This is a genomic window from Paenibacillus riograndensis SBR5 (assembly GCF_000981585.1).
GTDB classification, from domain to species: Bacteria; Bacillota; Bacilli; order Paenibacillales; family Paenibacillaceae; genus Paenibacillus_AQ; species Paenibacillus_AQ riograndensis.
Genome location: NZ_LN831776.1, coordinates 2,366,196 through 2,382,879, shown reverse-complemented (window position 1 = coordinate 2,382,879; position 16,684 = coordinate 2,366,196). Strand labels below are relative to the sequence as shown.

Here is a 16,684-nt window from a genome sequence, read left to right as displayed (position 1 = left end):
GCCATCTCCTTTATACCTCTATTTTTTTGAGTCCTTTTCTGGAATTCGGATCAGCGTATGGAGTCCCTGATGCTTGAGGTTGCAGAATTTCATCCTCGTACGACGCCTTATAGGCCGCATATTCAAATGGATAAGTCGGCAGGGGCAGGGTTCGCCCGCATGGAACTGACAGTCCTGCCGGATCAAACGGCACACCCAGCACATACAGCTCTGCCATGGCCCGCAGCAAATGCTCCACAGGGTCATGCTCAAGCGGCAGGCAGAGGGTATGCACTCCACGGATGCCCTCTAGGGGCAGGCTATTCCGGCGGTGTTGGCTGCCGCAATACAGCAGCGTATCGCCCGCTTCCAAGGAGTGTTCATAGTCTGTAAGCTCCAGACTGTTCACCATGGACTCTGCGATCTGCGGCCAAAGACCATCCATGAACGGCTGATCAACGGTTCCTGAAGGAATGACCACCGCACATTTCACAAGCCCTTCGGGAAGAGGCGAAGAATCTCCTGCCGGTTCCCGTCCGTCCTGAATGAACAGGACAGCCTGGCGCAGCGTAATTCGTCCCGTAAGCATCAGGGCTGCGGGAATGCCGGCCCCTTCAGCCAGAATAGCCGAAGGACGGAGGCCAGCATCGAGAAGCAGCTTGCCAAGCGCAAACTGGCTAGCCAGGCATTCGATCTGCCCACTTGCTCCACCCGCTGCTTCCATGACCTCCCGGTAAGCCAAGCCGAAGCCAGGGAACCGTGCGCTGACAGCATCCAATTCTTGGCCGCTCAAGGCTTTTCCGCCGTCAAGCACCCATTGGACCGGAGTCGTTCTGTTCGGATTAGCCCGGCCTCTGAGGATCTCCGGCAGGCTCCCGCCGTCTGCGACAGCCGAGAGAATGCCGGCCAGGTGCTCCCTGGAGGTTACGACAGCCGCCGCCTTGACCGGCAATTCCTTCTGCGAACGGTTCATCGCACGGCAGACGGCAGCGGCGCTAAGCTCTTGATTATCCGCAAGATAGGCCCGGAGCCTGCCGGCAACCTGTCTGAGTCCAAGTTCGTTTCTGCCCGTAAGCAGCAGAAGCTGCGGGGCAAGCTGCGCCGGATCAGGGACAACAACCATCTCCGGCGGCGCCTGCTCCAGAATAACGTGGGCATTGGTTCCGCCAAATCCGAAGGCGTTTACGCTGGCCCGCAGCGGGGCGTCTCCGGCGGCTTCCCACCGCCGGGGATGCTTATCGACGACATAAAAAGGTGAATGCTCGAAATCGATATTAGGATTAGGCTGCTCGTAATTTACCGTATGCGGAAGTATCTGATGCTTCAGAGACAGCACCACTTTGATCAGACTGGTCACCCCTGCGGCAGATAACATATGCCCGACAGAGGATTTTACGGAGCCGATGCCGCAAAACTGCTTCTTGTCCGTAAAGCTGCTGAACGCCCGGGTCATGCCTTCAATCTCAATCGGATCTCCCAGCGGTGTGGCTGTGCCATGGGTCTCGATATAGGATACCGTCTCCGGATGAATGCCGGTCCGCACAAACGCCTCGCGGATTACCTCCGCCTGCCCCTGCGGCCGGGGCGCAGTAATTCCCTGGGAGCGCCCGTCATTGTTGACCGCCGAGCCCTTGATCACCGCGTGGATATGGTCGCCGTCCCGCAGTGCGGCATGAAGCGGCTTCAGGAGTACAGCACCTGCCCCTTCCCCCAGCACCATTCCGTTCGCCCGCTGGTCAAACGGATAGCACTCGCCTGTTGGAGACAGCGCGGTTACCCGGCTTAGAGACACAAACGGCGTCGGGCTGAGGTTCAGATTCACCCCTCCGGCAAGCGCCATCTCCGACTGTCCGGTCCGCAGGCTCTCGCAGGCCATATGGATGGCCACCAGGGAAGAGGAGCAGGCGGAATTCACGATCAGGCTCGGCCCGCTCAGGTTGAGGCAATGGCTGACCCGCGCGGCCACTTCATTCAGGCCGTTCCCTGCGACGACATCGGCGACCAGCCGTGCAGGCTCCAGCACGCCGGAGATCCGGGCGAGAATTTCCTGCCGCTCAGCAGGCAGCATCCCGAGGAAGGCCGGACTGTCCAGCAATCGTTCCTTAATCAGCATATAGGAACGGTAATTGGCAAAATGCTCCATGTAGGTGTTCTGCTCACAGCCTGCGAACACCCCTATTTTGCGGGTGCGGTATTTTCCGCCGTATCCCGCCTGCTGCAAAGCCTCCCAGCAAATCTGCAGGAAAATTCTCTGCTGCGGATCTGCAGACTCCGCTTCCTTGGGCGACATGCCGAAGAACAGCGGATCAAAATCATACGGGGCATCGATGAACCCGCCCTTGCCGGTATAGGAGGTATGAAACACGCCTGCATCCTCGTTCACGTGCTTGTCATCCGACCATCTGCCGGGATCCACTTCACGGATGGCGCTTCTGCCGCTGTACAGCAGCTCCCAGTATTCCTCCAGGCTGTTCGCCCCCGGTATGCGCAGACCCATGCCGATGATGGCGATGTCCTGCCGCTCTTCCGGGCCGGGTTCAGCAGCTGGGCCCGCTGTTTCCAGGGCTGTAGCGGCATAAGCCGCTGAATCCTCCGTCAGCTGCTCCGCAATATGCGAGGCCAGGGCTTCCGGCGTCTGATATTCAAAAATCAGGGTCGGGTAAAGCTCTGTCCCCAGTTTGCCGCCAATGTCGGCAACCACCCGCGTCGCTCCCACCGAATCCAGGCCCAGCTCCGTGAAATTCATGCCCGTTTCCAGATGGCGGACGGATATCCGCAATTCCTCACCGATGGCCTGATAGACAATATCTCTGATTTCTCTCGCGGAGCGATGGATGAACTTCTGTTCCGCCAACCGCGCAGGCTCCTGCCGGCTGGGAGGAAGCGCGAAAGCTTCCTTGTGCGCTTTCGGCTCCACGAGATCGAGCACATGGACGATATCAGACCCGGGAGAGGACAAGGCTCTGAGGAAAACAGCCGCTGCTGCTTCATGGGCAAGCGGCTGCAAGCCTTGCCCCTTAAGGGCGAGCTCAACCAGCCTGCCAAAATCCGTTCCGGCCCCCGTATCCTTCCAGAGGGAATAGTTAATGGATAAGGAACGCCCCGGCGCATTATCCCCTGCCCGGTAAATGCAGTAGCCGTTCAAGAACGCGTTCGCCGCGGCATAATCCCCAAGACCGGAAGCCCAGGCTTTGCGGGAAGCCGAGACAGAGGACAAGGCGGCAAAAAACCGCAGCGGCTCCTGCCGGGTGACGAGGTCCGCAATAATCGTGCCTTGCCACTTGGGAGCCAGCACCTGTTCGATCTCGTCCTGGCTGCGGGTCAGCAGCTTATGCGGAGCATATTCCATCTGTCCGGCTGCATGAATAACCCCATGCAGCGGTCCATAGACGTCATGAATGCGGGCCAGCAGTTCCTCCATTTGCGCACGGCTGGTGACATCCACTGCCGCATACATCACCTGCGCCCCCAGCTTCTCCAGCTCCAGGAGCAGCTCAGGGTTGGCCGGAACCGGCTTGCGGCCGGTAATCACCAGATTGATCCGTGCCTGCCGGGCAAGCGCTTCGGCAATCCGGCTGCCGACAAGCCCTGTGCCGCCGGTAATCAGGTAGGTCTCGCCGCTGCACGGCTCAAACACTTCCCCGGCAGCTTGCTCCGGCATCCGTTCCAGGCTCCGCGAATACGCGGTGCCGCTGCGGATCGCGGTGACAGATTCCCCGTCTGCCCTCAGCAGCAGGGAAGTGTGCAGGGCGGCGGCAAATTCCCGGCCTGAAGGATAGTCCTCCTTGTTCATATCCAGCACCGAAACATGAATCCCTTCATGCTCCAGATCAATAACCTGACCCACTGCAGCCGCTGCCGCCTGAGCCGGATTGCCTGCTTCCAGATCCCCCTCGAGCCTGAACGCCTTATTCGTCACAATGACCAGCCGCACATCGCTCAGCCCCTGCAGCACCAGAGCCTGGCCGAGGAAATAGAGGCTCCAGATTCCGTCGTTCAACGCCTGGATGTCCGTTAAAAGCTCAGCGGTCCCAAGCTTCTCCCGCGCGTAGTTGGACAAATGAATCACGGCGGAGACCGCGCCCGGCAGCTGGCGCAGCATGGTGCTGTAATCCTCCTCCCTGTCCATCCGAATCGTGAAGCTCCGGTCCCCGTCATAATGCGGTTCATTGCCGAAGCTTATATAAAAGACAGGATTGCGCTCAGGGTCGAGCAGGCTCTCCAGTTCTTTTCCGAACTCCGTTTCCCCCTTCCACACCAGCACCGCCCCGGCCGCAAGGCTGTTGTCTTCCGCAAGCGGTTCAGGTCTCCATTTCCATTCATAGAGCCACTTCCTTGCATGTACAGCAGAGTCTGAGCCAGAGGCATCCCCGAAATCGGGCTTGAAGATGGTATGCTCAAAAGGATAGACCGGCAGGGGGACTTTACGGAAAAGACCGCCTTGCTCCACAGCCGCCCAGTCCAGCCTGGCGCCAAGGCAATGCAGCTGGCCGAGCAGGCCAAGCCAGGTGTCCCATGGGTCCTTCTTGCGGCTAAGGGCATGAAGCACCTGCGGTTTGCCCGGGTGCCGCAGCCCTCCGGCCATCCCGGCGAGGATGGCGTCAGGTCCGCATTCAATCAGAACCGAGACCTCCTGATCCAGCGCGTAGGCAAGGCTCTGTTCAAAGCGGACAGCTTCCAGGATATGCCGCAGCCAGTACTCTGCCGCAGGCGGGCCTTCGATCACTTCGGCCGTGACATTGGAGATCACCGGAATCAGCGGCGCATGGAATACAGTGGCCTCCAGCTCCTTCCTGAACGCCTCCAGCATCGGGGTCATCAGCGGAGTGTGGAAGGCCTGGGACACATTCAGCCGTTTGGCCCCGATTCCTTTGGCCTGCAATACGGCGAGGAATTCCCCGACCGCCTCGCTGCTGCCGGAGACCACTTGGTGCGTAATGTTGTATCCGGCAACCCATAAGGAACCGGCAAAAGGTTGCAGCAGTTCCTCCAGCGCGCTGCCTGAAGTGAATATGGCAGCCATGGCTCCGGCAGCCGGAAGCCCGCTCATGAGCCTGCCTCTTGCGGCGACCAGTCTCGCCGCATCGTCAAGGCTGACGATGCCCGCAAGGCATGCAGCGGTCCATTCTCCGATGCTGTGCCCCAGCATATAAGCAGGCTGGATGCCCGCATCCAGCAGCAGGCGGCCAAACGCATAGTCCAGCGTAAAGACGGCCGGCTGGGTAAGCTGCGTCCGGGCAAGTTGTCTGTCATCGGCTTCCCCGCCATAGATGAGATCCGTCAGCTTCAGATCCAGATAAGGCTCGAAGGCTGCGGAGCAGGCGTCTACATTTTTCCGGAAGGCGGGAAGTCCATCATACAGCGCTCTGCCCATGCCGGCATACTGCGAGCCTTGTCCGGTGAACATCAGGGCCATTGCGGGTGAATGAGAAACCGGGGCAGCGGCCGGGACTCCCGTTTGCAGCTTTCCGATGAGGTCCTGGACCGAATCCGTCACGGCATGGAAGCGGTGCGGCAATGCGGTTCGCGCGGCATTCTCGGTGTAGCAGACATCTGCCAGCGGATAGTCCCCGTGCTGCTCCAGAAATGCTGCAAGCTCCAGCATCTTCTGCTGCAGCGCATGCTCAGTCTGCGCGGACAGCCCTATAACATGCTTCGCGCGCACCGGCTGCTCCGCTTCACCTGCCGAGGCCCGTGCAGGCGCTTCTTCAACTACCATATGGCTGTTGGTGCCGCCGAAGCCAAAGGAATTGATCGCCGCTCTTCTGGCCTTTCCTTCGGCCACCGGCCATTCCTGGGCTGCGGCAAGCAGATAGAACGGCGTCTTCTCAAATTTCAGCATCGGGTTCGGAGCGGAGACATTGATCTGCGGCGGCATGATTTTGTGCTGCAGCGCCATCACCACTTTGATGAAGCCTGCAATGCCCGCTGCTCCCAATAGATGGCCAATATTGGCTTTCACCGATCCAATGGCAACAGACTGCCGCAGCAGCCCCCAGCGCTTGAAGGCACTGTCCAGTGCCCTAACCTCGCTCGGATCGCCGATTTTGGTGCCTGTTCCGTGAGCCTCCACATACTGCACATCCGCCGGACTGAGATTGTGCCTGATGTACAGTGATTCTATCAGCTCCCTTTGCCCGTCCGGATTCGGGGCCATTACGCCGATGGAATGCCCGTCATTATTAATTCCGCTGGCCTTCAGCACCGCCAGCACCGGATCGCCGTCTCTCAGCGCCTGCTCCAAAGGTTTCAGCATCACCAGTCCCGCACCCTCGCCGGGAACGAAGCCGTCCGCGTCAGCCGCGAACACGCTGCTGCGTCCGGTGGGAGACAAGGCTTCGGCGCTGCTGAAATATTGATAGGAGGTCGGCGTCAGCATAAGATGAATGCCGCCGGCAATGGCGGATTCGCATTCCCCCCTGCGGATGGAGTCTGCGGCCAGATGCAGCGTGACCAGGGAAGAGGAGCAGGCGGTATCTACCGCCATGCTTGGCCCTTTGAAGTTGAACTCCTGAGAGGTCCGGGCCGGAATCATATTGATGATATTATCCACCAGAAGGTTCGGATGGGTTCCCGTAACCCCCAGCTTCCGCTTCCATTCTTCCATAATACGCTCCTGCTGCACGCTCGTCAGTGTAGAAAAGCTGTCAAAGCTCTGCAGATTCATCCGGTTCAAGGTATTCAGGTGATATTCAAAATAGGAATTGCCGCCCGCTCCGACGAACAGCCCGACATCCCTGCCATTCATCTGCTGCCTTGAATATCCGGCCCGTTCAATCAGCTCGTATACCAGCTCCATCACGATCCGCTGCTGCGGGTCCATCACCGCCGCTTCATCCCCGGAGATGCCGAACAGAGCGGCGTCAAAGCCATAAGGGTTATCAAGGAACCCGCCATTGCGGCAGTAGATTTTGCCGAATTCCGGGGTGGGGCTGTAATAGTCGTCAATATTCCAGCGGTCCTGCGGCACTTCACCGATGGAATCCTTCCCCTGCAGCAGATTATGCCAGAATTCCTCCGGACTTGAAGCACCCGGGAACCGGCAGGCCATCGCAATTACAGCAATAGCTGCATCGCCGCAGCCGCTTCCTTGAACAGCAGCGGATTGCCGCTCCCCGGCAGAAGGCGGATTGCCGCCCATATTCACCTTGCGGGCCAGATAGCTGTCCATCTCCTCAATGGTGCGGCATTGGATCAGCAGATCATGCGTCAGTTCAATGTGCAGCTCATCCTCCAAAGCACCCAGAATCTGTATCGCCTTGAGCGAGGTGCCTCCCATGGACATGAATGATTGGTTATACGGAATCGCTGCAGGCGGACGGCCCAGCACTTCAGCCCAGACGCCGCGGATTTTCTCCAGAAAAGCTCCGGGAGCCGCCACAGGGAAGGGTTCCTCCAAGGACGGTGCCTCCAAGGACGGCGCCTCTAGGGACGATGCCTCCAGGGACGGTGCCTCCAGAGAGTAATCCCCCTTAGTCTCCTCTGCGAAAAACGCGGCGGAATACGACTTATCCTGGAATTCCCCCTTTCGGAAGGCCTCTACAAGAACGAACCGCTGCACTTTGCCGCTTGTCGTCTTGGGGATAGAGCGGATAAGGGACACATAGTCTACAGCAATGCCGATGACCTCGTTCACATGACGGAGTATTTTGGCGTAGAACGGCTTAACCTCTTGTTCCTGCAGCCGTACCGTTGAGAAGAGCCCGACTCTCTCTTGTCCTTCCTGTTCATCATGCCAGCCGCACACGGCAATCTTGCCCGGCTCGACCCCATCCAGCTCCTCAATTACCGCTTCAATATCATGCGCAAAGAAATTCTGTCCGTTGACAAAGATAATGTCTTTAATTCTTCCGATTACCGATAAGCGCCCGTCCAGAACAACGCCGGTGTCGCCGGTCTTCAGCCATCCGTCCTGATAAGACCGCGCGGTAGCCTCCGGGTTATTGATATAGCCCGAAGTCACATTGCGGCCGCGAATCTGAATTTCTCCCACCGTTCCTTGGGGAACGACTACACCGGAAGCATCGTCCACGATCCGGATTTCCATGCCTGTCACAGGGTAGCCCTCATCGGCTATTAATGAGGCATGCCGGTCATTCTCGCCGATGGCCTCAATCCGCGATTCACCGACCAGCCGCTCGCGGTTGACGGAATGAACCAGCGGCTCTTCGCCGGGCCGGGGGAAGCTGACCGCCAGGCAGGCCTCCGCCATTCCGTATACGGGATACATCGCACTGCGTTTTAGCCCGCTATGCTCGAATTTGTCCATGAACTCCCGCATGGTCTTGACCGATATAGGCTCGGCACCGTTATAGAGCAGGCGGAGCGAGCTTAGATCCCAGGATTTCAGCTGCGCTTCCTTCACTCTGCTGCTGACAAGCCGAAGCCCGAAATTCGGGCAGCCGGTGAAGGTAATCCGGTGCTTGTCGATCATATCCAGCCACAGGGTCGGCCTTTTTACAAATTTCATCGGCGTCATATTGAACTGGTTAATCCCGCAGGCCAGCGTGGACAGATGGAAGCCGATCAGTCCCATGTCATGGTGATACGGCATCCAGCCAAGGGAACGGTCATCTTCCGACATTCCTGAGCTGGTGATAATCGATTCAATGTTGGTTAGCAGGTTATCATGGGTCAGAATGGTGCCTTTCGGCACACTTGTGCTCCCGGAGCTGAATTGAATCATCGCCGGAGTATGCGCCCCGGCCAGCATAAGGGTCCCGGTCTGCCCGGCTGTATCCAGCTTTGCGGCTTCCAGAATCCGCAGGCCGCTGATGCCGAGTGTTGTCTCCATCTCATCCCTTGCCTCTGCGAGGCTGTGGTCCGAGATGATCAGCGGCCGTTCCAGGACCTCCCATATCGCCTGCAGCTTGCTGAGGGAGGTATTGATGACCTTCGAGGACGCAGGATAGGAGGCCGGTACGGGGATGATTCCGCCCAGGATGCATGCCCAGAATGTAAGCACGAATTCCCGGCTGTCCTCCAGCAAAATAAGCGCATACTGGCCTGGTGTAAAACCTTGCTCCTGCAGCCCGCCCAGTCGGCGGGTTGCGCCTTCAAGGAGGGCCGGATAGGAGAGAAAGAACTCTGAATTGTCATTCTGCAGGAAGGTAATGCCCCGGTCTTTATTGGCGGACACGTGAACCAGCACATTGGCCAGATTCTCCATTTCCGTAAATCTACCGGTGATGCTTTCGCCCTTCAGGATGGAAAGTTTGGTTTCTGATTTCTTCCGTTTGGAACTGCTCACAATATTTCCTCCTTCGTTACCCTTACTTTCGATCCTTTTCTTGTTATTGCCGCATGGGCAAGGAACAGGCAGAACAGAAGCACACATACAGTGAATAAATGCTGATTGCCCCATGCATTCATGGCTACTGAGGATAAAAACGGACCCGCCGCTGATCCAAAGCCATAAAATGTGGTAAACAAAGCGTTCCCTGAGGATCTCTCCGCTGGCGTCAGTACCTGGGCCGTAAGCGCCATCGCCAAAGGATACAGGGGGCCGATGATGAACCCGGAGGCAAAGGAGAACAGCAGTCTTAAAGGCATGCTGCCGGAGTTCACAATACCCAGCAGGGTAAAGATCGAGATAGCTACACATAAAATCAGGCACCTCTTGCATCCGATCCGGTCAGCCAGATAGGTGACCGGCAGCAGGCCGAGGATGCTGCCGACGGCAAAGATGCTTAAGCCATACCCCGTCTGGGCAACGGCAACATGCTCACGGATCAGATACAGGGGATACAAGGCCACCACTATCGTTTCACCGAAGCCGTAGACAAAAGCGCCGAACAGCGGCAGGTTGATTTTGGACAGCACCTTTTTCCCCGCATGCCCAGGAATGACCAGTGTACCCGGCAGCTTGAAATAGATAACGGCTGAAGCAAGCACCAGACAGAAGCTGCTGAACGCAAACGGCAGCCAGGCCACCTGGTCATAGACCATAGGCGCAAGTGCAGAGCTGGCAATCAGTCCAAGCGCAAAACACAGACTGTACATTCCGCTGACCATCCCCAGACTTTTCTCACCCGTAAGACTGTGGAGCGCCGTCTGAAGTCCCATCATGTTGCAGCTGATGCCTATCCCCATCAGTGACATCAGCAGCAGCCAGACTGCATTTACAGTAAACAGCGGGAAGAGCGCGGAGCAGACTGCTGTAAGCAGCAGGCCTGACGTAATGACCCTCTTCATATCGGTGCCTCTCATCGTTCTGTCTGCAGCCATGGAGCCAAGCGCCATGAAGAAAAAGTAGGAGGAGGAGATCACCCCAATCCATATTTCCTCGCCGTGATTCGCCGTCATGTGAGTGGTGGAGAGCGGATTAATGACACCGACGGAGGTGCCTACCAGAAGGGCGATACCGTAAATAACGGCTTTCCCTCCTCCAAAAAGGTCACCCAGCTTCCCTGTCTTATGCGTCTTTTGTTCCATCACGCCGCCCCCATTACGGCTGCCTGCGCTGCACGGCCTGAAGCATCTGCATCTGCTGTGCTCCGAACCAGTGCATATCCTGCTTGCCGTAGACCTGTACAGCCTCGCCGGTAATATAGTCCGCACGCGGAGAGGCCAGGAACACCACCGAGTCCGCAACCCCGGACGGCGGAATCGCCCGCCCCTTGAACGCCGCCGGCGCCATATCGGTGTCCACGAGCGCCGGGCACACAGCGTTCACCTGAATGTTGCTGTTCTTCAGCTCTTCTGACAGTGCACGGGTCAGTCCGAGCACCCCGTGCTTGGATGCCGCATATGCGCTCATCATCGGATAGCCGATAAATGAGGAATCCGAGCCGATGTTGATGATCTTGCCCTGCTTTTGCTTGATCAGATAAGGGATCACCGCATAGCAGAAATGATAGGTTCCCAGCAGATTCACCTGAATGATCGACTCCCACACCCCCGGGCTCATGTCGGCCATCGCCGCCATGCCGGTAATTCCGGCACCGTTGACAAGAATATCAATACGGCCGAAGCTTCCAATAATCTGTTCAACCGCCTTATTGACGCTTGGAGCGTCACTCACATCGGCGGATACGGACATGGCCTTCACCCCGAGCCGGCGGATTTCATCTGCGGTTTCCCGGAGCTGCTGCCCGGATCTGGATACCAGCACTATGTCGGCCCCTTCACCGGCCATGGACAGGGCTATGCTCCGTCCGATGCCTCTGCTGCCGCCCGTTATGACCGCTACTTTATTGGCCAGCAGTCCTTTTCTGGGAGCCGGGGGCAGCACCGGCGTATCCTGGATGGACTCCAGAAGCTCAAGGGCTTGCTCCCTATACTGCTCAGCCAGACTTTGGATCGTAGCGGCAGCATAAAGATTGGCCGAGTACTCGATCTCAACGGTCAGCTTCCCTTCTTCAATGGAGAAAAAGAATTCAATGACCGATATCCGTTTTTGACCCGGCAGTGATAATCTGCGGTCCATGCCTTCTCTGGAAAATTCCAGGCCCGGCAGGCGGGGGGCATCCCGGTTTCCGAGATAGTTCGCCCGGATTGGAGTCAGCTTCACATCCGGGTACATGTAGCGCGGCAGATTCTCGGATACCAGATCATAGCTCACTCCGCCAAGCGGCACATTTTCGAGACCTTTGCGGATGCTTGCGATCAGATTGCTCCAATGGCTGCCCTTCTCCACATTTATGCCCAGCGGAAAATTCACAGCAAAGTTGCCCGGTGTTTGCATGAAATTCTGTCCGCCGCTGAGTTCTCTTCCGTGCACCCGATGGCTCACCACAACCTCCGGCTGTCCGAAAAAAACGCTCAACTCCTTATAGAGGGGAGCCAGTAAAATCGGATACACATTGCTGTTGAAATGCTTCTTGGCCCTGGTCAGAAGCAGCGAGGTCTGCTCCCGGTCAAAAGTGAAGCGCTGAGTCGCAGCAGACTGTTCGTCATTGGGTCCCTTGATGAAGTCTGCCGGCAGCCTGCACACGGATTCAGGAGGGAAATGTGTGGACCAGTAGCCTGCGTACTCTTTCCCGTGGATTCTTTTTTTCTCCTGGACCGCCCGGACAAAATCGGCAAACGGTTTGGCATCGGGTAAGCTTATGTGCCGGGCTCCCGGGCTCAGCGAAGCGTAAATCTGCCAGACCTCCTGCAGCAGCAGCTGATTCGTGACCACATCCGAAATCAGGTGATGCCCGACCGCCGCAATCTCATAGACCGCTTCCGATACCTGAACGACAATGATCCGCCATAACGGCCATTGGTCCACCCGGAACCCTTGAATCGCTTCTGTCAGAATCGCCCCGATTTCTTCATTTCTTTCAGCTTCCTCCATATGGCTTCCATCATAGAAATCCACATTGCCCCCCAGCTCTCCTTGCAGGAACCTTTGTTCAAAGCCGTTATCCTTCCGCTCCAGAATGCTTCTCAGCGCGTCATGCCGCCGGTTCAGCATCATAACAGCCTGCTTGAACTGCTGGAAATCCAGCGGCTGCTTGTATAGGAAACGGGTATAGCCCGCCCAGCAGTAGGGATCATCGAAATAATTCATCAGCCAGCTCTGCGCCGGCGCAAGCGGGAGCAGGTCCCCTGCGCTCAGCGGCTCACGCTCCGCAGCCGGAGGAATCTGCATCTCTGAAGCTTGAGGCGTTTGAGGCGCTTGCCCTGTTCCGCTGAACATAACACTCAGCGCCTTGCGGTCCAGCTTGCCGTTCGGATTCTTGGGCAGCCTGGGCAGCCATTCCACCCGATGTGGAATCATATAGTACGGAAGCTTGCGGACGGCGAAGTTTTTGATCTCCTGGTCCGGCACCTGCTTGCCGGCCAGGCAGGCAAGCAGCAGCTGTTGTCCGGGCGCGGGCTGCGTGACAATCACCGCCGCCTCGGCCACATGGTCATGGCTGCCCAGCACAGCTTCAATTTCGCCCAGCTCCACACGGAAGCCGCGCAGCTTCACCTGGTTGTCAGTGCGTCCATGGTACTCATAGCTTCCGTCCGCCCTTTTGACCGTCAAATCACCTGTGCGGTAGATAAATTCTCCCGGAATCTCCGGAAACGGGTTGGGGTGGAAGGCTTCGCGGGTTTTTTCCGGGTTGTACAGGTACCCTTTGGCCAGTTGAATGCCGCCGATCCACAGCTCGCCAAGTTCACCCTCCGGCACTTCGCGCATGTGCTCATCCAGATTTTTGATATACACGCCGGGAATCGGCTTGCCGATGGGAATGCTCATCTCACCTGCTGAACCCGGCCGCCCTGAAATAATGTGGTAAGTAACATCGATTGAAGCCTCGGTAGGACCATACAGATTAGCCAGCTTCGTCTTGTTTCCATAGCGGTCCATCCATTTCTGCACCGGGCGGAGCGGCAGCCCCTCTCCACTGAAAATCAGCCAGCGAAGCGCAGGAAATGTATAGCTCTCATCCTCCAATGAATCTACAAATTCACCGAACAAGGAGGGCACGAAATGCATGACATTGATTCCGGTGTCCGTCATCCACCGGGCCAGGCTCCAGGGATTCTTGACAATTTCCTGCCTTACGGGGCATACCGTTCCGCCGTACATCAGCGGCCACAGCAGCTCCCACACGGAAATATCGAAGCAGCAGGAGGTCTTCTGGGCTACACGCTCGCCAAGCTGCAGGCAGAAGGTCTGCTGATGCCATTCCAGCCGGTTCATATAACCGCGGTGATTCAGCATAACTCCCTTGGGCTTCCCGGTTGAACCCGATGTGTACAGAACAACCATCAGGTCATGGGGGGCGCTGTCCACCCGCAGATCACCGGCGGGGCAGCTCTGCCACACTTCCGTTCCCGTCTGTTCAAAATGGCCGTGGACTTCATACCCTTCATCGAGATAGACCACTTTCCGGATAGAAGGACTCTTCTGAACTATAGGGTCTGTCTGCTTTTGCAGCGACTGCTCTGTGAGAAGGATACTGAGCTGCGCATGCTCCGCGATATATTCAATCCGGTCAGCGGGATACATCGGATCAAGCGGCACATAAGCCGCTCCCGCCTTCAAGATCCCCAAAATTCCGGTCAGCATGAGACGGCCCGGGAACGTCAGAATGCCGACCAGGCTCTGCGAACGCACCCCTTGTGAGATTAAATAATGCGCAAGCCGGTTGGACTGTTCGTCCAGCTCACGGTAGGTAACCTCCCTGGTGCCGTCTAATATCGCAACCGCATCGGGAGTTGCCTTGCACTGCCGGGAAATATGGAGATAGGGAATTTCTGCAGCAGAATCCCGGTCTGCCGGTTCAATCGCATTATTAACATGTGAAATGTGGGTAATGATTTCATTGAGAGTCCTGCATTCAAGCAATGCCCCCTTGTCGGCATGCCCGAATACTTTGCCCAGCCTGGTAATCAGCCGGATGCGCTGGAGGGAATCCATCCCGAGCTCTGCCTCCATATCCTTGAACAGGGCTTCCTCGTCAAGCGCCGTTCCGGAAATATCACGGACTATTCCGTACAGCCGTTCTCTTATTTCCGCGCTATGCGGCCCTTCGGTATCTTCCCCGGCAAGCACCGGCTTGCCCACAGGTCCCATTCCGGCAAGCTGGCTGAGGTTATCCATGAACCTGTCCATATGCTCCCCGATATAATCATCATCAAAAAAGCTGCTGTCATAGTTGGCCGTGATCATCAGCCTGCCCTGAAACAATTCAGCCAGGCAGTCAATCGTTCCCGGATTGGTACCTGTATAAGCTTCATAATCGTAAACTTCGTAATCCCCGTATCGCGTGTGTATGGATGTATTGCCTACAAATGAAAGATATAGGTTTGATTTCAACGTGGAGCGGATCATGGAGGCCACCGCTTCCGGCATAACGCCGTTCTGCAGATGGATGGTGTCTTTAGCATACTGCGCAGCTCTGTAGGTCTGCGCCCTGTCTATGCCTGAGGATAATTGATTGGTGAATTCTTCATGTGTTCTGTTAATTAATGATTCCCATTCTTCATTTGCATCCCCGCAGGTGAAGCTGAGTGCAAGATTCTGGGCAAAGGCGCTGAGCACCTCCGAAGCATCCGTGTGGGGGTAGAGCCTGCCGCCTGTCGGAAGATTCAGAATAATCCGATTCCGCTCTTCCCCCTGCTGCCTGATCGTCTTAAGATAGGCGCTGACCAGAAGAATAAAAAGCGAGGTGCGCCAGGTCTTGGTAGAGGCAATCAGCCGTGCTGTTATTTCCTCGCCGACCCAGTATTTGCGGGAATGAATTACGGCTCCGGCAGCGCCTGCTGCATTTGCCTTGCGGCTTGCCCCGCCGGGGTTGAAGAAGTAGGCTCCACGGCCCTGCTGCTGCAAATACCGGTCCAGCGCCTCCATCTCTTCCGGGGCATTCCAGGCATTGATTTCAGATACAATGCGGTTATATTCCCCGGCTGGCAGCGCGGGCCTCAGCCTGGCTGCTTTGTTGTGCGACTCTGCTCCGTAAATCTCCAACAGTTCTCTCAGAATCTGCTGGTTGCCCAGACCGTCCGAGATCATATGGTTAATGTCCAGAATCAGCTCGTATTCCAGGTCGGCCGTCTGGATAACTGACAAAGAATGCAGCGGCCAGCGGGTGATATCCAATTTCTCATTCAGCGACGCTTCGAACCTTTCCGAGATCCAGCGGAGCCTCGCTTGTTCATCCAGATGTCTGATATCCAGGACGGGAATTTCCGGCGGCACCGCAGCCTTCAGTAATTGGAGGCGGTACCCCTTCAAGCTCGCGTTCGCCGGCTCCGTGATGAACACGGCACGCAGTATAGGATGGCGGCGGATTAGCTCGCCCCACGACTTCCGCAGGTTGTCGGCATCCAGTCTCCCCCTCACGCGCACCCCTGACGTTATGGTCAGGTTGGCTACCGACAAATAAGTAATCAGAAATAAATATTGGGAATGTAATATTTCAAGAAATTCAGGCTCATTTTCAGGAATCTCCGCCTCAATAGTGTTCACGTCACCTGCAACTGCCAGGGTACCGCTGTTCCCCCCGTTGCGGACGGCCAGCATCTCCACGATATCTCCAACCGTATGCATGGACATGAGCGATGTTACTAAATTGCTTTCGCTGTGTCCACCGGATGAATCGGCAGGGAGCAAGGAAACCATCTCGCTCATTAAGGTAATCATTTTAATGGAATCCAGGCCCAAATCCCGCTCCAGATCCATATCCGTATGCAAATCTTCGGACTTATGTCCGGTAATGCCGGAAATCAGCCTGCAAACCTCTATTTTCAACTGTTCGCGCAGATCTGGGGGAGCGGAATGAATCTGGACTGCAGCGGGCTCCGGCCAGGTATCCTCTTGCGCTTGAAGTACGGCACTGGCCGCAGCCTGCACCTCTGCCCCTTGCTGCCGGGCATGTTCCCATTCCTCAAAAATCTGCACAAGCTCGCCGACGGTTTGCAGACCCATCAAGACAGTCACCGGGTATGCGGCCGTAAAATCATCCATTTGCTCTGCCGGGACCAGTCCGATCAATTCATTCATTAAGGTAATCATTTTGATGGAATCCAGCCCCAGATCATCTTCCAGATACATATCCGAATTCAAATCTTCGATCCTATGACCCGTTACATTTGAAACCAGCTGATAGACCGCTTGATTAGTGCCGCTTGAGGCACTTGATGAACGAACAAACATTTTGCTCACTAAGCCACTCCCCCTCGCATAGGTAATTTTTGTTACAAATAATCTTATATAAGATTTTTACCTTGCAATGGGATTTTGTGTCAATGATGTTTTACCTAAATTCTCTTATTTTAT

The 16,684-nt window shown here is 56.6% G+C and carries 3 protein-coding genes; all 3 read right to left on the bottom strand.

The genetic code is table 11. From position 1 onward, the window contains the following. Positions 1-10: 10 nt before the first annotated feature. The 3 genes from PRIO_RS09640 to PRIO_RS09630 are packed head-to-tail and all read right to left on the bottom strand — an operon-like array spanning position 11 to position 16,561. Entirely contained in the window at positions 11-9,229 is a 9,219-nt protein-coding gene (locus PRIO_RS09640) for a type I polyketide synthase (RefSeq protein WP_046502074.1), read from the bottom strand. Beyond that, positions 9,226-10,413: an MFS transporter gene (locus PRIO_RS09635; protein ID WP_020427787.1), complete on the bottom strand. Its 1,188-nt coding sequence runs from the start codon at positions 10,411-10,413 to the stop codon at positions 9,226-9,228. The genes PRIO_RS09640 and PRIO_RS09635 overlap by 4 nt, the downstream gene beginning before the upstream one ends. 13 nt (positions 10,414-10,426) lie before the next feature. Then, the gene (locus PRIO_RS09630; protein ID WP_046506683.1) at positions 10,427-16,561 is read right to left on the bottom strand and encodes a non-ribosomal peptide synthetase; all 6,135 of its coding nucleotides are present in this window, start codon (positions 16,559-16,561) and stop codon (positions 10,427-10,429) included. Positions 16,562-16,684 lie beyond the last annotated feature (123 nt).